27 protein-coding genes are annotated in these 25,682 nt (G+C 74.1%); 10 read left to right on the top strand and 17 right to left on the bottom strand.

Going from position 1 to position 25,682, the window contains the following annotated elements:
- The first annotated feature begins 290 nt into the window (after positions 1 to 290).
- A complete protein-coding gene (locus tag ABTX60_RS08735; RefSeq protein ID WP_352096353.1) occupies positions 291 to 1,142 on the top strand; it encodes a putative RNA methyltransferase in 852 nt (283 codons plus the stop codon).
- Here ABTX60_RS08735 and ABTX60_RS08740 read toward each other — a convergent pair.
- The 3 genes from ABTX60_RS08740 to ABTX60_RS08750 all read right to left on the bottom strand — a co-directional run bounded on the left by ABTX60_RS08740 (position 1,136) and on the right by ABTX60_RS08750 (position 2,915).
- On the bottom strand, positions 1,136 to 1,810 hold the full coding sequence (locus ABTX60_RS08740; RefSeq protein ID WP_352096354.1) for a DUF4328 domain-containing protein: 675 nt from the start codon (positions 1,808 to 1,810) through the stop codon (positions 1,136 to 1,138). The two genes, ABTX60_RS08735 and ABTX60_RS08740, sit on opposite strands and share 7 nt — an antisense overlap.
- A 4-nt stretch (positions 1,811 to 1,814) precedes the next feature.
- Positions 1,815 to 2,177: a DUF952 domain-containing protein gene (locus ABTX60_RS08745; protein WP_352096355.1), complete on the bottom strand. Its 363-nt coding sequence runs from the start codon at positions 2,175 to 2,177 to the stop codon at positions 1,815 to 1,817.
- A gap of 186 nt (positions 2,178 to 2,363) precedes the next feature.
- On the bottom strand, positions 2,364 to 2,915 hold the full coding sequence (locus tag ABTX60_RS08750; protein ID WP_352096356.1) for a tellurite resistance TerB family protein: 552 nt from the start codon (positions 2,913 to 2,915) through the stop codon (positions 2,364 to 2,366).
- A gap of 268 nt (positions 2,916 to 3,183) precedes the next feature.
- On the opposite strand from ABTX60_RS08750, the gene ABTX60_RS08755 reads away from it, so the two are divergent.
- The gene (locus tag ABTX60_RS08755) at positions 3,184 to 3,555 is read left to right on the top strand and encodes a DUF1304 domain-containing protein (RefSeq protein WP_502992294.1); all 372 of its coding nucleotides are present in this window, start codon (positions 3,184 to 3,186) and stop codon (positions 3,553 to 3,555) included.
- Between the two features lie 16 nt (positions 3,556 to 3,571).
- Here the strand turns inward: ABTX60_RS08755 and ABTX60_RS08760 are convergent, their stop codons facing one another.
- Positions 3,572 to 3,985, bottom strand: a complete 414-nt coding sequence (locus tag ABTX60_RS08760) for a DUF5994 family protein (RefSeq protein ID WP_352096358.1) — start codon at positions 3,983 to 3,985, stop codon at positions 3,572 to 3,574.
- 144 nt (positions 3,986 to 4,129) lie between these two features.
- Here ABTX60_RS08760 and ABTX60_RS08765 point away from each other — a divergent pair, with 144 nt between their 5' ends.
- Together ABTX60_RS08765 and ABTX60_RS08770 are read left to right on the top strand one after the other, a co-directional pair.
- Positions 4,130 to 4,504 (top strand): DUF6479 family protein, encoded by a 375-nt coding sequence (locus ABTX60_RS08765; protein WP_352096359.1) that lies wholly within the window; start codon positions 4,130 to 4,132, stop codon positions 4,502 to 4,504.
- A complete protein-coding gene (locus ABTX60_RS08770; protein ID WP_352096360.1) occupies positions 4,501 to 5,034 on the top strand; it encodes a hypothetical protein in 534 nt (177 codons plus the stop codon). The genes ABTX60_RS08765 and ABTX60_RS08770 overlap by 4 nt, the downstream gene beginning before the upstream one ends.
- On the opposite strand, the gene ABTX60_RS08775 is transcribed toward ABTX60_RS08770, so the two are convergent.
- Positions 5,028 to 5,756, bottom strand: coding sequence for an Ig-like domain-containing protein (locus ABTX60_RS08775; RefSeq protein ID WP_352096361.1), 729 nt, complete (start codon positions 5,754 to 5,756; stop codon positions 5,028 to 5,030). The genes ABTX60_RS08770 and ABTX60_RS08775 overlap by 7 nt on opposite strands.
- 311 nt (positions 5,757 to 6,067) lie before the next feature.
- Positions 6,068 to 7,729 (bottom strand): glycoside hydrolase family 13 protein, encoded by a 1,662-nt coding sequence (locus ABTX60_RS08780; RefSeq protein WP_352096362.1) that lies wholly within the window; start codon positions 7,727 to 7,729, stop codon positions 6,068 to 6,070.
- A gap of 314 nt (positions 7,730 to 8,043) precedes the next feature.
- On the opposite strand from ABTX60_RS08780, the gene ABTX60_RS08785 reads away from it, so the two are divergent.
- The gene (locus ABTX60_RS08785; RefSeq protein WP_352096363.1) at positions 8,044 to 8,979 is read left to right on the top strand and encodes an LAETG motif-containing sortase-dependent surface protein; all 936 of its coding nucleotides are present in this window, start codon (positions 8,044 to 8,046) and stop codon (positions 8,977 to 8,979) included.
- Between the two features lie 98 nt (positions 8,980 to 9,077).
- On the opposite strand, the gene ABTX60_RS08790 is transcribed toward ABTX60_RS08785, so the two are convergent.
- Positions 9,078 to 10,052 (bottom strand): nucleoside hydrolase, encoded by a 975-nt coding sequence (locus tag ABTX60_RS08790; protein ID WP_352096364.1) that lies wholly within the window; start codon positions 10,050 to 10,052, stop codon positions 9,078 to 9,080.
- A 97-nt stretch (positions 10,053 to 10,149) separates the two neighbouring features.
- Positions 10,150 to 10,689 (bottom strand): YceI family protein, encoded by a 540-nt coding sequence (locus ABTX60_RS08795; RefSeq protein ID WP_352096365.1) that lies wholly within the window; start codon positions 10,687 to 10,689, stop codon positions 10,150 to 10,152.
- Between the two features lie 153 nt (positions 10,690 to 10,842).
- Between ABTX60_RS08795 and sigJ the strand changes: the two genes are divergently transcribed.
- Positions 10,843 to 11,754, top strand: coding sequence for an RNA polymerase sigma factor SigJ (sigJ, locus tag ABTX60_RS08800; protein WP_352096366.1), 912 nt, complete (start codon positions 10,843 to 10,845; stop codon positions 11,752 to 11,754).
- 91 nt (positions 11,755 to 11,845) lie between these two features.
- A complete protein-coding gene (locus tag ABTX60_RS08805; RefSeq protein WP_352096367.1) occupies positions 11,846 to 12,391 on the top strand; it encodes a pyridoxamine 5'-phosphate oxidase family protein in 546 nt (181 codons plus the stop codon).
- Between the two features lie 7 nt (positions 12,392 to 12,398).
- Here ABTX60_RS08805 and thrS read toward each other — a convergent pair whose 3' ends face one another.
- Positions 12,399 to 13,619 (bottom strand): threonine--tRNA ligase, encoded by a 1,221-nt coding sequence (gene thrS / locus ABTX60_RS08810; protein WP_352096368.1) that lies wholly within the window; start codon positions 13,617 to 13,619, stop codon positions 12,399 to 12,401.
- Positions 13,620 to 14,035: 416 nt separating this feature from the next.
- On the opposite strand from thrS, the gene ABTX60_RS08815 reads away from it, so the two are divergent.
- Entirely contained in the window at positions 14,036 to 14,821 is a 786-nt protein-coding gene (locus ABTX60_RS08815) for a hypothetical protein (protein ID WP_352096369.1), read from the top strand.
- An 18-nt stretch (positions 14,822 to 14,839) separates the two neighbouring features.
- Here ABTX60_RS08815 and ABTX60_RS08820 read toward each other — a convergent pair whose 3' ends face one another.
- The 4 genes from ABTX60_RS08820 to ABTX60_RS08835 all read right to left on the bottom strand — a co-directional run bounded on the left by ABTX60_RS08820 (position 14,840) and on the right by ABTX60_RS08835 (position 18,985).
- Entirely contained in the window at positions 14,840 to 15,616 is a 777-nt protein-coding gene (locus tag ABTX60_RS08820) for a GAF and ANTAR domain-containing protein (RefSeq protein ID WP_352096370.1), read from the bottom strand.
- Positions 15,617 to 15,833: 217 nt separating this feature from the next.
- On the bottom strand, positions 15,834 to 16,565 hold the full coding sequence (locus ABTX60_RS08825; RefSeq protein WP_352096477.1) for a TIGR03943 family putative permease subunit: 732 nt from the start codon (positions 16,563 to 16,565) through the stop codon (positions 15,834 to 15,836).
- Positions 16,562 to 17,569 (bottom strand): permease, encoded by a 1,008-nt coding sequence (locus ABTX60_RS08830; protein WP_352096371.1) that lies wholly within the window; start codon positions 17,567 to 17,569, stop codon positions 16,562 to 16,564. Before ABTX60_RS08830 ends, ABTX60_RS08825 begins: the two co-directional genes overlap by 4 nt.
- A 72-nt stretch (positions 17,570 to 17,641) precedes the next feature.
- The gene (locus ABTX60_RS08835; RefSeq protein WP_352096372.1) at positions 17,642 to 18,985 is read right to left on the bottom strand and encodes a helix-turn-helix domain-containing protein; all 1,344 of its coding nucleotides are present in this window, start codon (positions 18,983 to 18,985) and stop codon (positions 17,642 to 17,644) included.
- 128 nt (positions 18,986 to 19,113) lie between these two features.
- Here ABTX60_RS08835 and ABTX60_RS08840 point away from each other — a divergent pair, with 128 nt between their 5' ends.
- A complete protein-coding gene (locus ABTX60_RS08840; RefSeq protein ID WP_352096373.1) occupies positions 19,114 to 19,266 on the top strand; it encodes a hypothetical protein in 153 nt (50 codons plus the stop codon).
- Positions 19,267 to 19,409: 143 nt separating this feature from the next.
- On the opposite strand, the gene ABTX60_RS08845 is transcribed toward ABTX60_RS08840, so the two are convergent.
- From ABTX60_RS08845 to ABTX60_RS08860, 4 genes are all read right to left on the bottom strand, one after another.
- On the bottom strand, positions 19,410 to 20,894 hold the full coding sequence (locus ABTX60_RS08845) for an extracellular solute-binding protein (RefSeq protein ID WP_502992297.1): 1,485 nt from the start codon (positions 20,892 to 20,894) through the stop codon (positions 19,410 to 19,412).
- A complete protein-coding gene (locus tag ABTX60_RS08850) occupies positions 20,894 to 23,416 on the bottom strand; it encodes a vWA domain-containing protein (RefSeq protein WP_352096375.1) in 2,523 nt (840 codons plus the stop codon). Before ABTX60_RS08850 ends, ABTX60_RS08845 begins: the two co-directional genes overlap by 1 nt.
- A gap of 4 nt (positions 23,417 to 23,420) precedes the next feature.
- On the bottom strand, positions 23,421 to 23,756 hold the full coding sequence (locus ABTX60_RS08855) for an effector-associated constant component EACC1 (protein ID WP_352096376.1): 336 nt from the start codon (positions 23,754 to 23,756) through the stop codon (positions 23,421 to 23,423).
- Between the two features lie 124 nt (positions 23,757 to 23,880).
- The gene (locus tag ABTX60_RS08860) at positions 23,881 to 24,942 is read right to left on the bottom strand and encodes a serine/threonine-protein kinase (RefSeq protein WP_352096377.1); all 1,062 of its coding nucleotides are present in this window, start codon (positions 24,940 to 24,942) and stop codon (positions 23,881 to 23,883) included.
- Between the two features lie 220 nt (positions 24,943 to 25,162).
- Between ABTX60_RS08860 and ABTX60_RS08865 the strand changes: the two genes are divergently transcribed.
- Positions 25,163 to 25,603 (top strand): hypothetical protein, encoded by a 441-nt coding sequence (locus ABTX60_RS08865; RefSeq protein WP_352096378.1) that lies wholly within the window; start codon positions 25,163 to 25,165, stop codon positions 25,601 to 25,603.
- Positions 25,604 to 25,682: the final 79 nt, after the last annotated feature.

Here is a 25,682-nt window from a genome sequence, read left to right on the forward strand (position 1 = left end):
TTCAGGGGGCCGGCGGCAGGGGTGGGCAGGGCGCACCACGGCTCGTCATGACGTTCGGCGGCCCCGGGTAGCCTGGCCGCATGGCACTTGCATGCAACGCTCTGCCGCACTGCTTCCTCTGACGCCGCGGTGAGGACGGCGACGTGGATCGGTCACGTCGCGTCCTCCGCGTGCCCGCCCCCCTGCCGCCGGTCCACGGTGGCCGGCCGGCGTGCGCCGACGCCCCACCGTCCGCCGCCCGCACGCGATGGGCCGCCCCGCCGCGGCCACCGCGTTCCGAGGAGCATGCCTTGCCTTCCGATCGTCTTCTGTCCGTCCTGACCTGCCCGCTGTGCCCGGCCGCCCTCGAACACACCGCCGGTGCCCTGCGGTGCGCGGGCCGGCACACCTTCGACATCGCCCGCCAGGGATACGTCAGCCTGCTGACCGGCCACCGGCGGGCCCCGAGCGCCGACTCTTCCGCCATGGTCCGCAGCCGCGCCGCGTTCCTGGGCGCCGGGCACTACGGACCGCTCGCCCGCACCCTCGCACGCCTGGCCTCGGAAGCGGCCCCGCCCGACGCCACCGTGCTGGACGCCGGGGCGGGCACCGGCCACTACCTCGCCGCGGTCCTGGACGCCCTGCCCCGGGCGCTGGGTCTGGGGCTGGACAGCTCCGTTCCCGCCCTGCGCGCCGCGGCCCGCGCGCACGCCCGTGCCGAGGCCGCCTGCTGGGACGTGTGGCAGCCGTGGCCCGTGCGCACCGGCACCGCCGACCTCGTGCTCAACGTCTTCGCGCCCCGCAACGGGCCCGAGTTCCACCGCGTCCTGGGCCCGGACGGAGCGCTGCTCGTGGTCACGCCCACCGGCCGGCATCTGCGTGAACTGCACGAGCCGGTCGGGTTGCTGGCGGTCGACCCGCGGAAGGAGGAGCGCCTGCGCCGGTCCCTGGACGCCCGCTTCCGGCTCGATCGCACCGAGCCGCTGGAGTACGCCATGAGCCTCACGGCCGAGGACGTCACCGGCCTGGTGGGCATGAGTCCGACGGCGCATCACCTCACCGCAGCTCGACTGGACGACCGCATCGACCGGTTGGGGGCGCCGGTGTCGGTGACGGCCTCGTTCGCCGTGTCGGTGTTCCGGCCGCTGCGGGCCGGTCAGTAGCCCTTGGCGGCGATGTGCTCCTGCTGTGCCGTCGTGAGCGTGTGGACCATGAGGGCCGCCGCCCCGGCCGCGGCCACGATCACCAGGTCGGCGGCGAGCAGGGGCGCGACGCCGTGGTAGGCACGGGCGATGACCTCGTCCGTGTCGTCGGCGTAGACGATCCCCACGCCGCCGGCCAGACCGGCCAGCCACAGGCCCCACCACCAGTTGACGACGGCGGGCAGCCGCCGCTCGGGGAAGACCGAGCGGTGGACGTCCGCGACGACGCCCCGGGGTATCCACAGGTTGGCCACGGGCACGATCCAGCCCAGCCAGAGCCAGCCGTAGCCGTAGCGGGGGGCCTCACCCGAGAGGGCCTTGGCGTTGTCGCGCACCCGGTCCAGCCAGGAAAGGAACACGATCGCGCAGACGACCGTGACGGCGCCGCCCGCCGAGGCGACCAGGTGGTAGGAGTCCTCCAGGGCGTTCAGCGGACGGTGCACCCCGCCGCCCTGGTCGGGCGGGCCGGACGCCGGCTCGCCCGCGACGGCGAGCCGGATGTGCCACACCGCCCGGACCGTCCAGGCGGCTCCGGCGAGGGCGAGGGCCACGACGGCGCAGCGGGCCGCTCCCCGGGCGGGGCGCAGGCCGGACGGAGCGTCGGCGGGGGAGGACTTCTGTTCGATCACCCCGTCATCCTGCCGCACGCAGCTCCGCGGCCCGGCCCTCCTCGTCGAACCGCACCTGAAGGACGTGGTCGACGGCGTCCCGGTCGAGTGGGCCGAAGACGTGCGGGAACAGGACGTCACCGGAGACGCCGGGCGGCGGGGCGGGGGCCGCCGCCTCCCACTCGACCCGGGCGGTGAGCCGCGCCTCGTCGAGCGCGAGCACCAGCAGGGGTCCGGGCGCGTCCCGGTAGAAGGCGTTGACGACGGCCAGCGTGGTCGCCTCGTCCGGGGAGCAGTGCACGAAGCCCTCCTCGGCGAGGGACGCCGGCACGTACGTCCGGCCGGTGGCGGTGGTCCAGACGGTGCGCGGTACGACGTGATAGATCATGGCCCCGTTATAGACGGCGACGGCGGCCCCGGGAGCCCCAGGGCCGCGACGGTCCGCCGGGTCGCCTCGGCGATCACTGCTATGTCGTTGGTTCCCGGCGCGGGGGCGGGGCGGGAAGTGCCCCTGACCGCGGCGGCAGGCGGGGGCGGGCTCCCGTCACGGCGACCGGAGCCCCCCGCTCACCGATCAGAGCTGGAACTCGGCCGGGGACACCCCCAGGGCCGCGCAGGCCTCGCGCAGGACCATCTGCTCGGCCTGGGAGAAGTCGCCGTCGGACCCGGCGATGACGATGCCCGTCTGAATCACGGCCCTGGCCTCGGTGGGCTTCTTGGCGGCCTTGGCGATCTCCTGCATCGCCTCCGACTTCCCGAGCTGGAAGTTGGCGGTCAGCTGGTCCACGTGCTTGTTGAACCGCTGCCGGAGCTGCTCGGGCGGGAAGTTCTGCAGCACGTCGTTGCTGAGGATCATGGACTCGACCTGCTGGCGCTCGGCCGGGTCCACGCGTCCGTCGGCCGCCGCGACCAGGGCGCACATCGCCATGCTCGCGTCCCGGTACGCGCCGCTCTTCAACTCGTTCTTCAGCGAACCGAGCTGTGTCTTCAGCAGGCCGACCAACTGGGCCTTGCCGCCACCGCCGGGCCTCGTCCCACCGCTGTGCCCACCGGTCGTCGCACCCCGCGCCCCCTGACCCTGCTGGAGGGCCTTGGCCTGGTCCTTGAGCCGGTCCCACACTGCCATTGACGTCACCTCGGTACTAGTCGGCATCACCTGGCGCACCCGCTCACGCGCGCACACCCGTCCAACGCCCGGCCCACGGGCAAAGGTTCCGCAAAACGAAAGGCGACGGTGCGGTGGCGTACGCGTCAGAGGGAAGGCCGGGTCCGGCTCCCGAGCGGCACACGCGGGGACGCGACGGCCGGACCCGGCCTCTGGCCGCAATCTGCCACTCCGCTCCCCGCTCCGCCTCCTGGGAGGGCCGAAGGAGGGCGGGCAGGGCGGGCCTGTGATGATGAGCGCATCGACCGTCGCCACGCTCGCGGTGCTGGCCCTTGCCGCGCTCCACGCCTACATCCTGGTGCTGGAAATGTTCCTGTGGACCACGCCGAGGGCCCGGGCGGCCTTCGGCACCAGTGCCGAGTTCGCCGAGGGGACGAAGGCCCTGGCGGCCAACCAGGGCCTCTACAACGGCTTCCTCGCCGCCGGTCTGGCGTGGGGCGCGGTGGCGTCCGACCCGGTGGGCTTCCAGGTCTCGGTGTTCTTCCTGGTGTGCGTGGCGGTCGCGGGGCTCTACGGCGCCGCCACCTCCAGCAGGAAGATCCTCTTCGTGCAGACCGTCCCGGCGCTGGCCACCCTGGCGCTGGTGCTGCTGGCGCACTGAGCGGCGGGGCGGGGCGTCACGCGCCCTGGGTGACGGCCCGCTCCATGAGCCGGCCGGCCTCGGCCTCCGCCGTCGCGGGCGGCACCACCAGCAGGTCGTAGCGGCCCCGGCCGGGCGCGAGCAGGCAGACCGTGTGCGGTGCGGAGGGCGAGTCGTTGTGACCGACGTGCACCGTCTGCCCGGCGACGACCATCTGCGCCGGGCAGTGCGGCCAGGTGCCCCCGTGGACCAGGACGCTGCTGATGCGCCCCCAGGCGCGCGGCAGCACGCCCAGCAGCCCGGTCAGCTCCTCGGCCAGGTCGTCCGACCGGGGCCACCACGCGCCGTCGATACGGCGTGGCGTGCGGCCGTAGGGTGTCGGCCCGGCGAGCCGTAGCCGGACTTCTCGCGGTGCGGGGAGCGGTGGCGGCGACGAGGAGGCGGAGGTCATCAGGGGGCTCCTGCTGGGGCCGGGGGCGGCCGGGAGACCGGTGCGGCCAGTGGTTGCGGCACGCCCTCCGTTCCCCCACCGTACCCCGCCAGGTGGCAGGACATTCCGGGCGCTTTATCTCATTCCGTCGGTGATACTTGGGGCATGAATACGGCTACGTATGCAGAACTGGCGGCCTCGTCAGATCACGCGGTCGCCGTGACCATCGCCTTCGTCGGCGGGCTGATCGTGGCCTGTGCGCTGATCTGGGCCGTGCGGGTCGGGATGCAGGTCATGGACAAGGACACCCATCACCCCGCTCCCGAGGAGCAACCGCACATCCCGGAGGGCGGGCCGGTCCGCGAGACGAGGGAGATGCGGGAGCCCGACGACGTGCCGGTCGTGGCACGCGACGGTCAGCGGATCATGCCGCATGAGCTCCACCGTGCGAGCACCAGGACCGGCAAGGACCAGAAACCGCGCCGCTGGTCGCCCGGATCCAGCGGATCGTTCGGCGGCGGCGGGCTCGGACGCACATGACGCCGCGAGGCCCGGGAGCCGACGGGCCCCGGGGAGGCGGCACGTCCGCCCGCCACCGCAGGCGCTGGGCGACGGGCGGAGCGGCCCTGGCGCTGGGCCTCGCCGCCGCGGTCACCGGCTGCGGCGGCGACTACAGCCCTTCGGACACCGCGAGCAAGGCGGAGTCCGCCGTGGGGTCGATCGCCTCGGAGGCCTCCGAGGCGGTGGAGTCCGCCACGGCCGAGGCACAGCGGCGGCTCGACGACATCCAGGACGGCGTCGACGTCAAGGCCGACGTGAAGACCGGCCCGCCCGTCACCGGGTCCGACGGCCGGGTCCGCGCGGAGGTCACCGCCCGCAACACCGACGACTCGACCCGCTCCTTCGCCGTCCAGGTCGACTTCCGCGACGGCGGCGGACAGCTGGTCGACACGGTCATCGTCACGGTGGACCACGTGCAGGCCGGCCACTCCGCCACGGCCACCGCCCGCAGCACCCACGACCTGTCCGGTGAGATCCGGACCGAGGTCGCCCGGGCGGTCCGCTACTGAGCCTTACCGGCCGGGGCGACCACGATGTCCATCTGCTCGCTTATCGCACTCACCCCGTTCAGAGCGGCGACCGCCTGCAGCCGGTTGGCACCGGCAGGCAGGCCCGGACCCGGAGTGCACGCCCAGGTGCCGTCGGGGGCCGCCGTCGTCGAGCAGGCCTCCCGGTCGTCCTTGTCACGGACGGTGACCCGGGCGCCCGGGTGAGCGGTGCCGGAGATCTTCGGCCGGGGGGACAGCGGTACGCCGGACAGCGGACGGGTCAGGACCGGCCCGGCCAGGCCCACGGTCACGGCACACCGCCCGACGGCCAACGGCACGCCCCGTGCGTCGGTGAACCGCAGGGAGCAGTCCCGCAGCCGGGTGCCCGGAACGGCATCCGCGGGCACGGCCAGCACGAAGGGGAAGACCCGGTCCCGTCCGGCCGCGGCGCCGGTCACGGTGTACGTGGCGCTGCGCCCGCCGGCGGCGACCGAGCCGCGGTAACCGGGGGCGTCGAGCGGCGTGCCGGTCACCCGCGTGTCCCGGGGCGCGGTCAGCGTCAGCACCGCCCCCTGGGAGACCTCCCCGACGCCCATGACCTCGACGATGCCCTGACGCCCGGGTGCGATGGTCGCGGCACCCCACAGCCCGCCGTCCCGGGCCGCCGCGGGCACGGCGGGACACACGAGCGCTCCCGCGACCAGGGCCCCCGCCACGGCTGCTGTCCTGCTGTACCTGTTCATCGCGGGCGGGACTCCCTGTCCGGACACGGTCGGTGGCACGATCCTCCCCGGCACCCCCCGCACACGGCACGCCCGACTGGGCCACGCGAGTGGGTCCCGCGCACCGAAGGGGCGCGGGAAACCGCGCGACCGGCCACGACAACCGCGTCACGACCCCAGGGGCGCGGGGAACCGCGCGATCAGCCACAACGACCGCGTCAGGAACACACCACCCCGCCACACCCAGGAGCGCGGGAAACCGCGCGATCAGCCACCGGGGCGCCGCAGACGCACGGCGCCCCGGCCCGAAACGGCCCGGCCGGCGGTGCGACTCACCGCCCGAGCCACGCCGTCGTGTCCGGCCCGAGCCGGCCGCCCTCCAGCGGCGCGCTGCTCAGCAGTACCTCACCCGCCGGCATCTCGACCGCCGCCCCGGAGAGGTTCGTGACGCAGCGCCACCCCTCGCCGCGGTCGAACCGGAGCACGCCCTGCGGGGTGTCGTCCGCCCAGGTCAGCTCCTCACCGTCGAGGAGCTTGCGGCGCAGCCGGAGGGCCGTGCGGTACAGCTCCAGGGTGGAGCCCTCGACCCCGTCCTGGGCCTCGACGGCGTAGGCGGCGAAGCCGGGCGGCTGCGGCAGCCACGCACCGCCGGGCCCGAAGCCGTACGAGGGTCCGGTCGTCGTCCACGGCAGCGGCACCCGGCAGCCGTCTCGGCCCTTGCGGACGTGGCCCGTCTGCTCCCAGATGGGGTCCTGGAGCACCTCGGTGGGCAGGTCGGCGACCTCGGGCAGGCCCAGTTCCTCCCCCTGGTAGACGTACGCCGAGCCGGGCAGCGCCAGCATCAGCAGCGTGGCCGCCCGGGCCCGGCGCAGCCCGGCCGCCTCGTCGACGGCCGGGGCGCGGCCGCCGGCCAGGAGCCAGGCGTTGAGGTCGGTGCCGGGCGGCAGCGTCAGACGGGAGGCGTGCCGGATGACGTCGTGGTTGGACAGCACCCAGGTGGCCGAGGCGCCCGCCGCCCGGGCGGTGGCGAGCGAGTCGGTGATGACCTGCCTCAGCTCCTGCGCGTCCCATCCGGCCTGCAGGTACTCGAAGTTGAAGGCCTGTCCCAGCTCGTCCGGGCGGGCGTACAGCGCGCGCCGGGCGCCGGGCACCCACGCCTCGGCGACGGCCATGCGGGGCGGTCGGTAGGCGTCGAGGATCTTGCGCCAGTCGCGGTAGATCTCGTGCACGTCGTCGCGGTCGTAGAAGGGGTGCGTGCCGGGCGCCATCGCGGTGAGCCCCTCCTCGCGGCTCAGCTCGGGCCGGCCGAGGTCGCGCAGCGGTTCGCTCAGGTCCTTGACGAGGGCGTGGGCGACGTCGACGCGGAATCCGTCGACCCCGCGGTCCGACCAGAAGCGCAGGGTGGTGCGGTGATCGGCGCGGACCTCCTGGTTCTCCCAGTTGAGGTCGGGCTGCTCGGGGGCGAACAGGTGCAGGTACCACTGGCCGTCGGGCACCCGCTTCCACGCGCTGCCGCCGAAGACGGACTGCCAGTCGGTGGGCGGGAGTTCGCCGCGCTCGCCGCGGCCGTCCCGGAAGACGTAGCGGTCGCGGGCGGCCGAGCCGGGCCCCGCGTCCAGGGCCTCCTGGAACCACACGTGCCGGTGTGAGGAGTGGTTGGGCACGATGTCGACGATGACCTTCAGGCCGAGGCGGTGGGCCTCGGCGACCAGGGCGTCGAAGTCGTCGAGGGTGCCCAGGCGCGGGTCGACGTCCCGGGGGTCGGCGACGTCGTAGCCGCCGTCGGCGAGCTCGGACGGGTAGAAGGGGCTCAGCCACAGGGCGTCCACGCCCAGGGCCGCGAGGTGACCGAGGCGGCGGGTGATGCCGCGCAGATCACCGAGTCCGTCGCCGTCGGCGTCGGCGAAGCTGCGGGGATAGATCTGGTAGACGACGGCCTGGCGCCACCAGTCGGGGTCCCGGGACGACAGGTCGAGGGTCGAGCGATCGGTCACGCTGTCTCCTTCGCAGGGCATACGGGCGACTGCATTGAATCTGTCCAGAATGCCGGAAAAAAGAAACATCGCCTTGATCGGAGCGATCCATTCCTGCTGTGGCGAAAGTGTGATGGCGGCGCAACTTCCTTTGCAAAATCGCAGGTTGACAGTGTGCTGCGACGCCGCCACCATGGGGCCACTGAGGCACATGTGACCAATGAGCCCAGTGCTTCTCAGACCACTCACTCCCCGGTGCGGCCCGGCAGCCGCGTGTCGCGCGCTGCCCGCATGCCGTCGCCCGGGTTCGGCACACGCCAAGAAATGGGATACGCATGTCCATAGCGAGACGTGTCACCGCGCGACGCCTGCTGGGGACGGGCGCCGCCGCCCTCGCCCTCTGCGCCGCCACCGCCACGACCGCGTTCGCGCACGGCGCGCCCGGCGGAGACGGCTGGTCGTCCGGCGGCAGCTACAAGCCCGGTACGGGCGCGGGCACGGAGACCGGGACCGATCGCTGCCAGTTCTCGCTCGACGGCACCAACTTCTACGACTCGGTCAAGGTCGACGACCAGAACCTGAAGCCGACCGACGACGGCAAGGTCCACATCACGGTCCGCGCCGCCGGTGACGCGGCCACCTGCACGGCCTCCCTCGCCTCCTACCTCGCCCACGGCGCGACGTTCGCGACCTCCGGCGAGCAGGTGTTCGTCGACTTCGACTCGGTGACGGTCAAGCAGGGCGGCACCGACTCGCTCGACATCGCCATCCCGGACAAGGGCTGCTTCGGGCAGATCGACCTCTACCGGGGCGCGGTGAAGTTCGACGGCAAGCTCGACGCGAAGGACGGCTTCGAGCACGGCGAGCTGCCCAAGGGTCCGGACCGCCCGGTCATCAAGGACAAGCTGATCGCGGCCTGGAACGGCGGCACGAAGGACTGCACCACCACCCCGCCGCCGTCGGAGGAGCCGCCTGCCTCCACGCCGCCCGCGAGCCCGTCCGAGCCGGCCGAGTCGACCACGCCTCCGGCCTCCCCGTCCGAGCCGGCCGAGTCCTCGCCGCCGCCGTCCTCCGGTACGGACACGCCCACCCCGAGCGCCTCCGAGTCGACGCCCGTGGCGCCCAAGCCGAACGGCGGTGGCGGCGACCTCGCCGAGACCGGCGCCGACAGCAGCACCGGCCCGATCGCCCTCGGTGCGGCGGCCCTGCTGGCGGGCGGCGCGGCCCTCGTCGTCGTAACCCGCCGCCGCGCGGCCAAGCGCGGCGCGTAGCACGGCAGACCCCCGCGGACGCCCGGGGTGCCGTCGTCCGGCGGCGACGGCACCCCGGGCGTCGCCATGCCCCGGGCGTTCTCACGCCCGGGGCGTTCTCACGCCTCGACGGTCGACAGGTACAGCTTCACGTAGCGCTCCACGTCCACGTCCAACCCGACGTCGACCAGCGGCTGTTCGCGCGTTCCCTCGTGGAGTTCCGACTCGCCCGGCCGGGGCCGGCGGTCCACGATCGTCATGCCGCGCGTCGGTCCGGGCGCGAGGGACACCTCCACCGGGAGGCGGCGGGTCGTCAGGCCCTGCGGGTCGGCGACCGCGCACACCGCCCCCGCGTCCCCGAGACCGCCGGCCGTCTCCGAGGGGTCGTCGGGACGGCTGTCCGGATGAGCCGGCCGGTGGGCGAGCAGCTGTCCGGCCAGCCGCGCCCCGGGCTCGCCGCTCACGCACAGCCTCCGCACATCCGCCGCCGGCACCACGACCCGCGTGAACACGTCCAGCCCGTACATCGTGATCGGCACCCCGGCCGTGAGCAGGATCGCGGCCGCCTCCGGGTCGTGCCAGACGTTGAACTCGGCGACGGGGGTGGCGTTGCCGACGGCCGCCGCGCCGCCCATGAAGACGATCCGCTCGATGCCCCGGACCACCTCCGGATGCGTGCGCAGCAGCAGCGCGATGTTGGTGAGGGGAGCCGTGGGGATGAGGGTGACCGGGCGTGGGGAGGCGAGGATCTCGCGCCGCAGCAGTGTCACCGCGTCGACATCGGCGGGCCGGCGGGCCGGTTCCGGCAGACCCAGGTCGCCCATGCCGTCGTGCCCGTGCACGTGCTGGGCCGAGCGGGGAGCCTCGATCAGCGGCCGTTCGGCGCCCCGGGCGACGGGGATGTCGGGGGCGCCGGCCTGTTCCAGCACGGTCAGGGTGTTGCGTACGACGCCGTCCACGTCCGTGTTCCCGGCCACGCAGGTGATCGCCCGCACGTCGAGCGCGGGGTGCCGTACGGCGAACAGCAGGGCGAGGGCGTCGTCGACGCCGGTGTCGCAGTCGATGATCACCGGGATGCGCTGACCGTCCGTCACGGCGGGACTCCTTCCAGTGGCTTGGGCGGGCAAGCCCCGTGGCAACGACCCTACGGCCTGGGCGGCGGCCCGTTCCTGGGCTCCCGCCGTACCCGCGTCAGGAGCGGCGTACCGCCGTGACATCGAACTCCAGCGTCACCTTCCGGCCGACCAGCCCGCGGGCCCCGCGTACGCCCCAGTCGTGGCGGTCGACGACCGTCCGGCCCGTGAAGGCGGCCCGGAAGGTGCCCTGCTGGTCGTGGCCGGCCCCGGTCAGTCCGAAGTCCACGGTGACCTGCCCGGTCACGCCGCGCACGGTCAGGTCGCCGGTGACCTCGAAGCCGGCCGGGCCGGTCTGCCGCACGCGGGTCGAGGTGAAGGTGAGGGCGGGGTGGGCGTCCGCGTCCAGGAAGTCACCGCTGCGCAGATGGTCGTCGCGCTTGGTGTTGCGGGTCTGGACGCTCGCCGCACGGATCGTGAGCCGGACCGCGGACCGCGACGGGCTGCCCCCGTCCAGCCGCGCGCTGCCCTCGAACACCTCGAAGCGTCCGCGCACCCTGCCCACCATCGCTGCCCGGGCCGTGAAGCCGATGCGTGTGCGGGCGGGGTCGAGGACGTAGTCGCCGGTCAGTTCGCCGAGTGCGGTCGCAGTGGTCATGGTCGCTCCTGAAGAGAACGGGGGCGTGGCCCCCAGGCGTCGGTCTCGGCTGTACGACGGCACAGCCCCGCGGAATGTGAGGTGCTTCGGCCTCACGTTCCGGAGCGCTGTCTCGTCGGAGGGGTGAGGACACCTGCGACCGAGGGACACACCATGAGCCTCCCGTCCGAACCGGCCGACGACCTGGACGCGATCACGCGTGAACGGCGGCATCTGATCAACCTCGCCTACCGGCTGCTCGGCTCGCTCGCCGAGGCCGAGGACGTCGTGCAGGAGACCTACGCCCGCTGGTACGCCCTGCCCCCGGAGCAGCGGGAGGCCGTCGCGTCCCCCGGCGGCTGGCTGACGACCGTCGCCGGGAGGATCTGCCTGGACCTGCTCGGCTCGGCCCGGGTCCGGCGGGAGCGGTACGTGGGTCAGTGGATCCCGGAGCCGCTGCCCGGCCGTACGGAGTGGGTCGGCGGCGGCTCCCCGGCCGACCCCGCCGACCGCGTCACCCTCGACGAGTCGGTCACCATGGCCTTCCTCGTGGTGCTGGAGTCGATGACCCCCGCCGAACGCGTCGCGTTCGTCCTGCACGACGTGTTCCGCTACCCCTTCGCCGAGGTGGCCGGGATCGTCGGCCGCACTCCGGCCGCCTGCCGCCAGCTGGCCTCGTCGGCCCGCCGCCGCGTCCGCGCGCAGCGGCCTCCCACGACACCGGCGGCGGGCCGCGCGGACGTCGTCAGGGCGTTCCGGCGGGCGTGGGAGGACCAGGACATCGACGGCCTCCTCGACGTGCTGGCTCCCGACGCGACGGCGACCGGTGACGGTGGCGGACTCGTGCCGGCCGCCCTCCATCCGGTCGAGGGCGCCGAGCCGGTCGCCCGCTTCTTCGCCGAACGCGCCCGCGCGGTACCCGGCATCACGCTCCTGGAGTGCCCGGTCAACGGCCGGCCCGGCCTCGTGGCCCGGATGGACGGCGTCACCGTGTCGGTGCTGGCCTTCGACATCGCGGGCGACCGGATCCAGCACGTCTGGGCCGTGCTGAACCCCCACAAGCTCCGGCCCTGGAAGGCGGACTGACCCGCCAAAACGGCCACTCGAACGGACGCGCCGATGATTGCGGACCCGTCGGCCGGTCGTTACCGGCAGCAGACGACGAAGGAGTCCCGCCATGCCCGCACAGCAGCCGACGACCGAGCTCGACGCCCGCTACAGCTCCGCGCTCAATCCCCGCCCGGGTGCCTCGGAGGTCACCGCCACCGAATGGGCCGAGGCGCAAAGCCGGTTGGAGGCCGCCGAGATCTTCTGGGTGTCCACGGTGCGGTCCGACGGCCGGCTGCACGTCACGCCCTGCATCGCCGCCTGGCACGAGGGGGTGCTGTACTTCTCCACCGGCCGCGAGGAGCAGAAGGCGAAGAACCTCGCGCACGACGCGCACTGCGCGCTGACCACCGGGGCGAACTCCCTCACCGACGGGCTCGACCTCGTGGTCGAGGGCACGGCCGAGCCGGTCGGCGACCGGGCGCTGCTGGAGGAGGTGATCACGGCGTACGAGACGAAGTACGGGCCGCACATCACCTCCCCCGAGGGCACGTTCCACGGCATCGGGGACGCGTTCCGCAGCGGCGACGCGGTGGTGTTCGCGCTGGCCCCGGACACGGCCTACGGCTTCGGCCGCGACAACGGGGTCTACAGCCACACGCGGTGGACGTTCTGAGACCGTCCTACGGCTGATCCCACAGCTCGGTGCCGCGCGCCGCGACCCGCTCGCCGATCCGCCGCAGCAACTCGGCGGCGGGGAGGGCGTCGAGCCGGCGGCCGTCGCGCAGCCGCGCCGCCACCAGATCGGCGGCGGCCTCCCGTCCGCCGATCACCGCCTGGTACGGCACCAGCCGGGCCGCGCGGATCCGGGCGGCCAGGGTGCCCTGCCCGGGACCGGCGACCTCGGCGCGCAGACCGAGCTCCCGGGCCCGTGTGGCCAGGGCGTCCGCGGCCCCGAACTGCTCGTCCCCGACCGGCAGGACGGCCAGTTGCACAGGCGCCAGCCACGGCGGGAAGGCCCCGCCGTGCTCCTCGACGAGGTGGGCGACCGCGCGCTCCACGCTGCCGATGACGCTGCGGTGCACCATGACCGGGCGGTGCTTCGCCCCGTCGGGGCCGATGTAGTGCAGGTCGAAGCGTTCGGGCTGGTGGAAGTCGATCTGCACGGTGGACAGGGTGGCTTCCCGGCCGGCCGGGTCGGCGATCTGCACGTCGATCTTGGGGCCGTAGAAGGCCGCCTCGCCCTCGGCCGCCTCGTACGGGATGCCGGAGCCGTCCAGGACCTCCCTCAGCAGGGCGGTGGCACGCCGCCACAGCTCCGGGTCGGCCACGTACTTGCGGCCTTCACCGGGCAGGGACAGCCGGTACCGGGACGCGCGGATGCCCAGGTCCGCGTAGGCGCGGCCGATCAGCTCCAGCGCGGCCCGGGCCTCCTGGACGGCCTGCTCCAGGGTGCAGAAGATGTGCGCGTCGTTGAGGGTGATGCCCCGCACCCGGGTCAGACCGCCGAGGACCCCGGACAGCTCCGAGCGGTACATGCCGCCCAACTCGGCCATGCGCAGCGGTAGTTCGCGGTAGCTGTGGGAGCGGGAGCGGTAGATCAGGGCGTGGTGGGGGCAGAGGCTGGGGCGCAGCAGGACCTGTTCGGCGCCCAGGTCCATCGGCGGGAACATGTCGTCGCCGTAGTGGTCCCAGTGCCCGGAGATCTCGTACAGCTCGCGTTTGCCGAGGACGGGCGAGTACACGTGCCGGTATCCGGCCCGGCGTTCCGCGTCGCGGACGTACTCCTCCAGGGTGTGCCGCACGATCGCACCGTCGGGCAGCCAGTACGGCAGCCCCGCGCCCATCAGCGGGTCGGTGTCGAACAGGTCCAGTTCACGGCCGAGCCGGCGGTGGTCGTGCATGGTGTGACTCCTCACGGCGGGGAGGCGAGCACCACACGGCGAAGCCCCGGGGCACTCGCCCCGGGGCTTCGGACATCTGGGTCAGCTGTCAGCGCGCCGGGACACTCTCCGGCGTCGTCGTGGCGGACGGATACGACTGGGCGCGCTGCATGGGCGTGACCGTAGCAAGGGTGTCGGGAGCGGACCACCTTTTTTCGAGCGGGTCGGACGCTGCCCCTGGCGATTCCGCCCCGGACCATGAGCGCGTCGATGTCCCGGGTGGTCCGCGAGGGCCTCCGGTGGCCCGGTCCGCTCACCCGGACGGCCCGTATCGCTGGTGGCCGGACGGTCGCGGTGGTGCCGTAGGAGCACGCACCCGATCTTGGAGAGCGGCCCCGCCCCGAGGCGCCTCCTCGAGCCCCCGCAGGAGGCACCCGATGACCCGCCCCTCGGCCACCCGTGCTCTCCTGACGTCCGCGCTGTCCGTGACCGCCCTGCTGGCCACGGCCGGCTGCTCCGTCCACGACGAGCCGCGGCCCCGGTGGTTCTCCGCCTCCGCGTCCGCGTCCGGCGCGTCCCCCGCCGTCGAGCAGCCGTCCGGTTCCGGAGCCGCCCTCACCGAGGCGCAGGCGCGGGCGGCGCTGGTCACCGAGGCCGATCTGGGGGAGCCGTGGACGCCGTCCCGGGGCGCGCGGACCTGGCGGGACGGTCTGCTCAAGGCGACCACGGAGGACGGGGACTGCCAGCGGCTGCTGGACGTCCTCTACACGGAGGAGCCCTTCGGCACCCCGAAGGGCCCGCAGGCGACGTCCGCGCTCGACGACGGCGACACCGACGCCCAGCTGCGTTACCGGGTTGCCGCCCATCCCCCGGCGGACGTGGACCGCACGCTGGACTGGATGAAGTCGCTGCCCGGCAGGTGCGGGGAGTTCACGGCCGCGACGGCCCGCGGCGTCGTGCAGGGCGTGGAGGTCCGCGCCCTGCCGCTGCCGCCGGTGGGGGACGCCCGGCAGGCCCTGCGGGTCATGCTGGCCGGCGAGACGGAGGAGGGGGAGCTGACCTACCTCACCATGGACCTCGCCGCCGTCCGCGTCGGCGAGGAGGCGATCACCCTCACCAACGCCGGCCTGGACGAGGTGTACGCGGAGGTCACGCAGCAGACCGCGCAGCTCGGGGCGCGGCGCCTGACCGAGATCAGGAAGCAGGGCCGAGCACAGATCTGACGCCGCGCTCCTTCGCGTTCATCGATCGAATCGCGTGCGGTGGGCGATCACGTCCCGCGCCACGTCCAGAGCCGTACGCCCGTGCGCGAAGGCGTCCGCCCGCAGCCGCGCGAGCGCGTCGTCCGCGCTCACGCCGAGCTGGGCCATGATCATGCCGACGGCCTGGTAGATCTCGTCGTGGTCGGTGGCCAGTCCGCTCAGCCAGTCCTCCCCGTCCTGCGTCCCGGGCTCGTCGCCGTGCGGCAGTGCCATCAGGGCCACGGTCATGACACCGGCCACGACCCGGGCCGTGTGCAGCTGGCGGTCGGTGAGCCCGCCCGGGCGGTCGCGGTACAGGTCGAGCGTGCCCACGCACACCGCGCCACTGCCCAGCGGCACCGCGTACACCGCCCGTACTCCGGCCTCCGTCGCCTGCTGGGCGAAGACCGGCCAGCGTCCGGCGTCCCGGCCCGTGGTCAGATCGCAGGCGAGGACGGGCGCGCCGTCCTCCAGCGCGCTCTGACAGGGGCCGTCGCCCAGCGTCGCCTGGATCTGCGCCAGGTGCGCGGCCTGCGCGCTGCTCGCGCTCAGCTGCACGGGCATGCCCTCGCTGCGCAGTGACACGCTCGCTCCAATCACCGGCAGCAGTTCCACCGCCACCTCGCACAGCCGCCCCGGCACCTCTCCGGGCTCGGCACCCCGCACGCCCCTGGCGATCGCGTCGGCGGCCCGGGCTCCGTCCGGGTCCGGGCCACCACCTCCGGAGCGGCCGGGGCCCGGGTGGCCGTCGGGATCGTCCCTGGGCCGCACGACCACCGCCTCCTTCGATCACCGCGGCTTGCACCGTCGACGGTCCCCGGCGCGGGGCCACGGGCAGGCGCGAACCCCGTTCGCCTCGCGAGGCCGCCGCGCGAATGGCCGGCGGACTGTGCCCGGTGCCCGCCGCGCACCGGGCCCGGCCCTCTCGGAACCGTGCCCCGACTACCCGTTGCGGGTGGGGCAAAACACCTGCCTGGGGCCCGGGCGTGAGGGTTCAGCGCTTCTCGTACGGGTCGTCCGGCTGCGGCACCCGCCGTACGGAGCCGGCGTCGACGACCGGTGGCCAGGCGGCGGCCGATCCGGGCTGGCCCTCGGGGTGCCACGTGCCGGTGACCGTCACCCAGGTGTCGACCGGCGGGGCCTGCGCGCCGCGCACCTCGGCCTTGGCGGCGGTGGCGTCGGCTGCGCAGCAGGAGACGAGGAGGCGGGTGACGTACCAGGTGCCGTCGTCGTCACGGGTGACGAAGCCGGTGAGCCGGACCGTACGGCCCTCCAGGGAGCGGCCGCTGTCGTAGACCGCACGGGAGCCGAACTCGCCGAGGGCCAGGTCGACCGGGTTCCCGGACGGCAGGGCCGGGAAGGTCCCGACGCCCTGGGCGGCACGCCGGCCGGCCTCGCGCTCGGCGCTGTAGGAGCCGAGGGCGGGCGGTGGGAAGAGCAGCAGGGCGAGCGCGGGGAGCGTGAGGAACCATGCGACACGGGGTCCGGCCGGGCCGTGATCATGCCCGGTGCGATCGCCGTCGTCCCCGTGTCCGTGCTCGTCCTCCACCCGGGTCGTCAGCACCGCCGACGCCGTCCCCAGCAGCACCAGGGCCGCCCCGGACACCACCAGGTACGGCCGCAGCCCCGACTGGACGTATCGCAGATACAGCTCGCTGAAGAGCGACACCCGCAGGATCGCCGCGCCCATGAGGACGAGCAGCACGGCAGGCCCGTAGCGCCTCACAGCAGCCACCACCCCACCAGCACGCTGCTCGCCACGGCGACCACCCAGGTCGCCGCCGAGAACCGCACCGCGAAGGCCCTGCCGAACGTGCCCGTCTGGAGGGCGATCAGCTTCAGGTCCACCATCGGCCCGACCACCATGAACGCCAGCCGCGCGGTCGGTGAGAAGCCGCTCAGCGAAGCCGCCACGAACGCGTCGGCCTCACTGCACACGCACAGCACGACCGCCAGCAGGGCGAGCAGCAGCACCGACAGCCAGGCCGACCCGGTGAACACCTCCAGCAGCGACCGCGGCACGACGACGGCGAACGTCGCCGCGGCCGCCGCCCCCACGACGAGGAATCCGCCCGCGTGCAGGAAGTCGTGCTGAAGCCCCGAGGCGAAGGCGCCCAGGCCGCCACCCGGTGCGCGCCCACCGCTCCGCTTCGGCAGCCGGAGCCACTCCTCACGCCCGAACCGCGCCCACAGCCAGCCCATCACCACGGCCGTGCCGAGCGAGGCGAGCAGTCGGCCGAGGACCATCTGCGGCTGCCCGGGGAAGGCGATCGAGGTCGCCACGAGCACGACGGGGTTGATGGCGGGCGCCGACAACAGGAAGGCGAGCGCGGCCGCCGGCGCGACGCCCCGCCGCATCAGACTCCCCGCCACCGGCACGGACGCGCATTCGCAGCCCGGCAGCACGACCCCCGCCGCCCCGGCGACCGGCACGGCGAGCACCGCACGGCGGGGCAGTACCCGCTGGAACACCCGCTCGGGCACGAACGCCCCGATCGCCGCCGACACCACGGTGCCCAGCAGCAGGAACGGCACGCCCTGGACGGTGATCGCGGTGAACACCGTCCACCAGGCCGCGACCGGCGGGGTGTAGAGGTCGAGCGCCAGCAGGGGCCCGAGCACCGAGACCACCGTCACGACCGCGAGCAGCGCGGAACCTCCGAGGACGGCGTACACCAGGGCCCGCAGGCCCAGCCGTACGCCGTCGGCCACCGTCCGTCGGTTCTCCACGCGCGCCCGCCCCGGTCGTTCACTTCCCCGGAGGGAGGCTAACCCGCACGGAGGTGCGAGGAAACGGTTTCCTCAGAGGGGAGGCTGAGCGGGCGCCGGCCCGAGGGTGGTGGTGCCGGGGGCGGTGCGGTGGCCGAGGCCCGTCCGGTAGGCGTCCAGGGCGGCCTCGACCCGCCCGTTCCTGCGCAGCAGGTCGCCCAGCAGCCGGCACAGGTCGGCCAGGTCACCGGCGGCACCGGCCCGCTCCAGCAGGCTCAGGGCGCGCACGTAGTGCTCCTCGGCGTCCTCGGTGCGGCGGGCGTCCTCGGCAATGATGCCGAGCAGCCGGTGGGCGGCGGCGGAGTGGACGGCGCCGCGCTCGGGGGACAGGTGCCCGAGGACGTCGTGGAGCAGGGCCGCCGCCTCGTCGGACCGGCCGCGCCGGTGGAGCACGTCGGCCAGCTCGACGGTGACCTGGCTGCTGTAGAGGGCGGCGCGCTGGGCCGACAGCATGCCGAGGGCCTGCCGCAGCTCCTCCTCGGCGCGTTCCAGCCGGCCGTCCTGGGCGTAGACGTAGCCGCGCATCCAGTGGCAGTTGGCGAGTTCGGTGCGGATCTGCAGGCCCCGGTACAGCTCGGCGGCCTTGGCCAGGGAGGCGTCGGCCTCGGCGAGGCGGCCCTCGGCGACCAGGGTGCGGGCGACGGAGCGGTGCATGCGGGCGACCAGGGCGGGATCGCCGGACTGCGGGGCGAGGGCCAGGGCGAGCTCGGCGGCCTGGGCGGCGCGGGCGTGCGCGCCCATGTCCATGTAAGGGCCGATGGCGCTGGCGTAGAGCAGCAGCAGGGCGTCCGGGTCGTGCAGGCCGCCGCGGTTCAGTTCGTCGAGGGTGGTCTCCAGCAGGTAGACGGCGTACCGGAGTTCACCGGCGAGGTAGTGCGCGACGGCCCGGCCCCGCAGGGCCGGGACCCGGGCGGGCAGGGGTGCGCCGGCCAGGCACTCCTCGGCCCGCTCGAAGTACTGCCGGCCGGCGACGAGTTCGCCGGTCTCCAGAGCGCACTCGCCGAGTCCCAGCAGGGCGGCGGACTGCTCGGCCGTCAGGCCGCGCGTCTCGGTCTCGGTGAGCAGCTCGGCGTACTGCCCGGCCGCCGCCTCGGCCTCCCCGTCGGCCAGGGTGCGCTGGGCTTCGGTGAGCCGCAGCCGCAACTCGGTCACGAACCGCGCCGAACGCCCCGAGGCGAGTTCGTCGAAGGCGACGCCGAGCCGCCCCGCGAGATGCCGCAGGGCGTCGTCGGAGGGCCGTACCCGGCCCGACTCGAGGGTGGAGATGTAGGCCGGTGTGTACACGGGTTCCGCCAACTGCCGTTGTGTCAGTCCGCGTTCCACACGCAACCGCTGCACCCGGCGCCCGATGGTCCCCGGATCGTCACGCTCCCCCACGCCAACTCCCCCTGCGGCTCTTGCCGTTCGACCGGAACTGCCCCTAGGTTAAACGGAGTGTTAAGCGGGATTGTCCAACCTGCTTAATACGTTGCCGCCCCAGCCGCCGCCCCTGTTGCGAGGTCGCCGTGCTCGAACGCACACGCACCGCCGAGCGGTACGCCCGAGGCTTCACCGCCGCCCTCGTCGCGGTGGCGACCCTGTTGCTCGCGGCGAACGCGGGCCCGGCCCGGGCGGAGACACCCCAGCCGGAACCCCGGGCTGTGGCGAACCCCCGCTGAAGACCGCTAGGGACGCGTCCCCGCGTGAGCGGACGAAGCGCCGGCCGAAACTCATCGCCTGGTACTTCTTGTAGGCGGCGATCATGGCGGCCCGCTTCTGCGCGGTGTGGCCCCCTTCGACTTCGTGTACTTGTAGCACCCGATCAACTGGGCAGAACCTTGGCCAATGCCTCGTCAAGGCTTCTCGCGATCTGCGCGTCGCCCGGCCGCGCCGCACCCGCCGGCCGGGGGCCGTACAGGGCGTCCAGTTCGGTGATGAGGGTCTGTGTGACGGCGCCGTACAGGGGCGTGCGCGGGCGCTGGACGGCCTCGCTCAGGGCGGGCAGCAGGATGTCCCGGGAGTAGCTGACCCCGTCGGCGAGCCGGTCGGGTGCCTTGACCTCGGCGCTCTCGCCGGTGGGGGACGCGGAGGCGCTCCCGGAGTACGCGGCGGCGTGCCGGCACTCCGGGGTGCTGCCGGGGTCCTGGTAGGCGGAGGTGCGGGTCGCGGCGAACCCGGCGCGCAGCAGGCAGCGTTCGCTGTCGGGGTCGGTCAGGAACGCGATCAGCTCGGCGGCCTTGGCGGCCCGCTGCTCGGACGTGGACGAGGTGACGGCCAGGTTCTGGCCCCCGAGCACGGCCTTGCCGGGCAGCCGGGTCACACCGAGGTCGCCCTCGAACGTCTCGTACAGCGTCGGGTAGACGTACGGCCAGTGCCGCAGGAAGGTCGTGCGGCCCTCCGCGAAGGCGCTCAGCGACTCGGCCTCGCGGGACGCGGTGGCCTCCCCGAGCATGTACGGCGACGCCGTCCGCTCCCGCAGCTCCGTCACGCCGGCCGTCAACTGCGCCTCGTCGGCGGCGTACCGGCCGTCCTCGTCGGTCAGCGCGAAGTCCGGCACGGCCGAGGCGAACGCCTCGATCGCGTTGACCGTACGGCCCTCGTAGGCGGCCAGCTGTGTGGTCCAGCCGTCCTTGTACCCCTTGGGTTTCGGCCGGTCGTTGACGGTGTCGATGAGGTCCCGCAGGTCGTCCCAGGAGGTCACGCCGCCGTCCAGTCGGGCCCGGGGCACGCCGAGGCCGCGCAGGTGGCCCTTGCGGTAGTACAGCAGGCCCACGTCGCTGTTGAAGGGCACCGCGTACCGCTCCCCGTCCCAGAACGACGTGCTGTCGACGGACGGGATGATGTCGCCCGGTGCCCTCACCGCCGCGCCGGTCAGCGGGCGGATCAGGCCTGCGGCGGCGAACTCCGGGATCCAGGTCACGTCCAGGTTCACCACGTCGTACTCGGCACCGCCGGACTGCAGCGCGCCGAGCAGCTGGCTGCGCTGCTGGTCGGCGGAGCCGGGGAGTTCCACCAGGCGGGCCCGGTAGCCGTGTTCGCCCTCCTTGGTGTTCCAGGCGTCGATGAGCTGCCGGCGGATGCCGTTCTTGCCGGTGACGTCCTGGCCGCTGGCCACCACGATCCGGGGCGGGTCGGCGGCGCCCTGCGGCTGCTCCCCCGTCTCCTTGCCGGTGCAGGAGGCGAGCGCCAGCAGGGACAGCAGGGACAGTGCGGCGGCCGTCAGACGTGCGGTGGCCGTCCGACGTGCGGTGGCCGTCCGACGGGCAGTGACCGTCCGACGGGAAGTGGCCGTCAGGCCGCGGGCCATCATTCCTCCCCCATTCCGATACGGGCGACCTCGTCGTGCAGGGCCGGCACGAGGTCGTCCCCGGCGTCCAGGCAGCGGCCCCGGCCGGCCTCGGCGACGCGCGTGGCGGGGCGGTCCCGGTCGCAGCCCGAGCTGCTCAGCGACACCATGTCCACCGGGACGCCCGCGCCGCGGGCCCGGTCGAGGACGGCCTTGAGGGCCTTGCCGGTCAGGCGGCCGTCGTCCTCGCCGTCGGTGAGGTACACGATCAGCTGCGGTCGCTCGTCCCCGCTGCCGCGCTCCCGCAGGAACGCCAGGGCGTCCAGCAGGGCGCCGCGCGGATCGGCCTCCGCGTCCCGTACCTCGGCGGCGTCCAGGACCTGTTCGGCGCCGGAGCGCTCGTGCGTGCCGAACTCCAGCAGTTCGGTGTGCGTCCGTTCGCCGGTGCCGTGCACCGCCCACACCCCGTACTCGTCCTCCCCGCCGAGGCCGGGCAGGGTCTGCTTCAGGATGCCCGGGCCGCCGCTGGGGCCGTCCCACCGGACCGCCATCGAGCCGGAGCTGTCGAGGAGGAACAAAACCCGGCCCGGCCCGTGAGCGTTGCCGTAGTCCCTCAGGGCCGCTGCCATCTCCTCGGGGTCGGCGGCCCCGGCCGGGCGGACCGATTCGGTGAGGCCCTCGGGGGGCTCCTCCGCGTCGAGCAGGCCGCGCTCACCGGTCGCCGACCTGAAGCCGTACTCGCCGAGCACCGCCCGGCCGTCCTTGCCGGTCAGCCAGGCGCGGAAGCGGTCCACCGCGTCGTCCCGCGCCTCGGCGTCCCGGTCGCCGTCCTCCCAGCGCACCCGCACGAAGGCGGGTTCCAGACCGGGCACGTCGTCGGGGTAGGCGGCGACGCGCGGCGTGCGGGTGACCGGATGGCAGCCGATGCCGCTCTTGAGCAGGAACTCCGGGACCAGCGCCGTACCCCGGCGGTCCACTGCGTCGTCCTCGGGCAGCGCGCACAGCAGCCGCCCGGCCGAGGCTTCGGGCCGCCCGGCCCGGGCGAGGCGCTGCTCGGCCCGGCGCGCGTCCGCGTCCTGGCCGTACAGGCCCATGGTCGCCAGCAGTGCCGAGTCGGTGAACTCCGGGTCCGCGCGGTGCAGTTCGTTCGTGACGTCGCTCTCCTCGAGGGCGTCGAGCAGCTCGGACAGCGACTGCCCCGTGGGGGCGAGGCCTACGGCGCGTGCCTTCGGTACGGCCAGCACGACCGGCGAGTACGCGATCGGCTCGGCCTCCGGCTCCAGCCGGGCGAAGACGCGGTCCTCCCGGGCCGCGGCCTGGTTGACCCGGTCGACGTCGGCGCGGGTGGCGGGGATCCACACGTCCGGCTGCGGGCCGATGTCCCGCTGCGGGTTGTCCTCCTCACGGGGCTGCTGCCAGGCGTCGGTGCGCTCGCCGAGCGCGGTCACGACGGCGGCGGCACCCGCGCTGTTGACGGTGACGCCGGTCCGCCGGCAGCCCTCACCCGTGGTGTTGGCGTCCGAGGTGACGTAGGCGTCGGCGGCCGCCCGCATCGGCGGTTCCAGATCGGGGTCGATCAGGACGCGCAGCTCCAGGGCCGGCCCGCAGGGGCCGGAGTCGCCGGTCAGGGCCAGGATGCCGTAGCCGCCCGCGCCGGTGACGAGCAGGGCGAGCAGGACCGCGAGCGCGGTGCGACCGGACCGGGTGACGGCCTTGCGGGCGCGGGCGAACAGACGACGGAACCTGAGCCACCAGTCGTCATCGGGGGGCGGGGGCGGGCGCACGCCGGGGCCCGCGGCCAGCAACACGTCCGCCTCCGGGTCCCACGGAGGAGCCAGCGCCTGCGGCCGCTGCGAATCGTCGTCCTCCGCCTTGTACTTCGCCGCGGCCATCCGGTCCTTCACCGCGGCGTACAGCCGGGAGAGCCACACCTCGCCGCCCTCGTCGAGGACGCGGGCGAGTTCGCGGGTGAACGGGGTCGCCGCGTCGGCGTCCCCGCCCAGGATGCAGCGGTTGGGCTGCACGCTCATCAGCAGCAGGATCTTGTGCTTCTTGCGTTTCGGATCGTCGAAGCGGTGCCAGATGCCCGCGGCGTTGCCCGCGTAGCAGCAGTCGAGGATCACCACCACCTGCTCGGCACGGCTCTCGGCGAGCTCGCCCAGCACCTCGCTGAAACTCACCGAGCCGGGCAGCCCGTGGCCCGTGAGCACCCGCGCGGTGCGCATCTGGAGGTGCAGTTCGTTGCCGGAGGTGGAGGTGACGGCGTGCCCGGCGAAGTAGAGCAGCAGCAGCCCTTCGGCCTCACGGCAGGCGCGGCGCAGCTCCCCCGTGAAGTCGTCCGGGGACGGCGAGGCCAGGGTCCGCACCTCGCCCGCGCCGAACACCCCGCCCCGGCGCAGCGCGTCCTCCAGTGCCCTCCGGTTGTGCCGCACGGCCGGGAGCTGACCGTTCACGCCCTGGGGATCCGGTGCCGTGTGGTCGTACTCGGACACACCCGCCAGCAGCGCCCGGTTCACCTTGCGGCGCGGGTCGAAGCGGCTCACCGCCCTACTCCCCGTCGGAATCCAGCGGGCGGATCTGCGGCTCGGGATCGCCGCCCTGCAGCCTGCGGCGGTTGTTGGTCCAGGTCTTGACCGCGCGGGCGGTGTACTCGGTGAGTGCCACGATCGTGACGACGTCACCGAGGAGTTTCAGCACGAGTTCGAGGTCGGGCCCGAGCCGCCCCGGGGTGCCGTCCGTGGCCGGCTGCGCCTCGATGCGCAGGTGCCGTCCGGAGACCAGCTCCTCCAGCGGTTCGTCGCGCTCCAGCCACGTCTTCAGAGCTCTGACATCATCCACGGTCGCGCCGGCGCCCAGCCGTACGCGCACGCCTAAGACAGCCACTTCGTCCCCCTCTGTCATGCCCGACATCATGACACCGGGTAAGGCCCCGGCGGCAGACCCGTGACGTGACCCGTGCAAGCGATTGCACGCCCCCTTCACGCCAGGCGCACACAGCGCGCACGGCTCAGCCCTGTGTCTGCAACTGCCGTAGCTGCCGCTGCACATGGTCCAGCGCCCCCTCGCGCCGCCCGGGCACCCGTCCGCGCAACGCGGCGAGCGCGGCGCCCAGTTCGCGGGCGGGGGCGTGGTCGCGGACCTGGCCCCACTGGTGGTGCGCCCGGTCCACGGCGGCCTCTACGGCGGGGGCGTCCGGGGCCTGCCCGGCGTTCAGGCGGGCGGTGGCGATCATCAGCCAGGTGCGGCAGCTGCGGGCCGCGTCCCCGGCGAACATCGCGAGATCGGCCCGTACTTCGGCCCAGTGCAGGGCCTCCTCGGAGGCGGGTCCGTGGGCGGTGACGGCGGCCTGTTCGTGCCGGGCGGCGAGCGCGTCGGCGTCGGCGTGCCGGCCGGACTGGACGGCGTCGGTGATGGCGGCGTGCGGGTCCCCGGCGGCCGGGCCGGGCGTGCTCAGCACCAGGTCCGTGCCCGCGCTCTCCGGCGCGATCCGGGTCAGGGCCTGCTGGTGCAGCTGCTCGACCGGCGGCCGGAACCCGCTGCGCAGGATCGTCGCGACGGCCTTCATGTACGCCGGCTGCGCGACGCTCCGTCTGGACGGCGGCGGTGCGATACGCCCGTGGACGGCGTTGCCCCGCCCCGAGTCCAGCGGGGTGCCCCGCAGCAGCTCCCAGGTCTCGGCGTCGGCGTGCAGGTCGAGCAGGAGGGTGGTGGCGCCGGCGGGCCTGAGCCGCAGCTCCTCCCGGAACCAGTGCCAGGGGAAGGCGGTGTAGCGGGCGGTGGCGGGGGTGGTGCGGGCCAGCGCGAGGTGGGGCAGGTGCTGGCGGCGGTCGAGCTGGAGCTGGCCGGTGACGTACACGGTGAGCGGGCCGGGGGCCGCGGCGGCGGCGCGCAGCCGGGTGAGGACGGCCTGCGGCTCCAGCGGGTCGGCGAGTTCCACGACGTTGGCGGTGTCGGTGCCGGACAGCACGGCGGGCGCCACGGCGGCGAGAACGGGGAGCACGGAGGCGGCGTCCACCAGGCGCCCCTTGCCCACCGGCGAGGCCGCCAGCAGCAGCACGGTTCCGGGCATCGCCCCACCCCCTGTGTCGATCACGTACCGCAGCACCGTAACCGCTGCGGCTGCGAAGGGGGGTCTCAGGACCGCAAACGTCCGCCTTCGGGGGCTTCTGCCCCGCCCCCTGCGGGCCGCACCGGCCGCACCCCCCGTGCCGGACCGCTCCGCCGACTTGCCAGGGGCTGTGCGCCGGTGTGCCCTGGTTTCAGGGGCAGGGACAGAGAGGAGAGCTGTCATGGCTCATGCGGCACCCGCCTCACGCAGGATGATCACGCAACGCCGTAGGCCCGATGTGTTCGGCCCGCGGGTCCACGCCGCCGTGAAGGTCGGCCTGCCCGTGGTGCTCGGCCTGGTCTACGGCTTCTGGGCCGCGGCCAACCAGCGTTACGGCGGGCCCATCACCGGCTGGAACCTGCTGTTCGGCTTCGTCACGGCGCTCGTGTTCGCCGTGCTGTTCGCCGCCGTGCGCGCGCTGGCACCGCGGCTGCCCCGCGAACTGCACGCGCTGTGCTGGTTCGTCTTCTCGGGCTGCGCGGTCGGCTTCCTCTACAACCAGACCGGCGCGTCGGTGTACAGCTCCAGCGGCCTGGGGCTGGTGGTGGGGGCGTCCGTCTTCGCGATGGTGTTCTACCGCTACTACACGCACGAGGACGCCGCGGGCCGGCGCATCGGCTGACGAGGCTCGGGACACCCGTCCGGGGGAGCCCCCGGCGAGCTCCTGCGGAACCGTTTCTCGCAGGTGGAGCGCGGTGCGG

It is taken from the genome of Streptomyces sp. NPDC126510, from assembly GCF_040302345.1.
GTDB lineage: Bacteria > Actinomycetota > Actinomycetes > Streptomycetales > Streptomycetaceae > Streptomyces.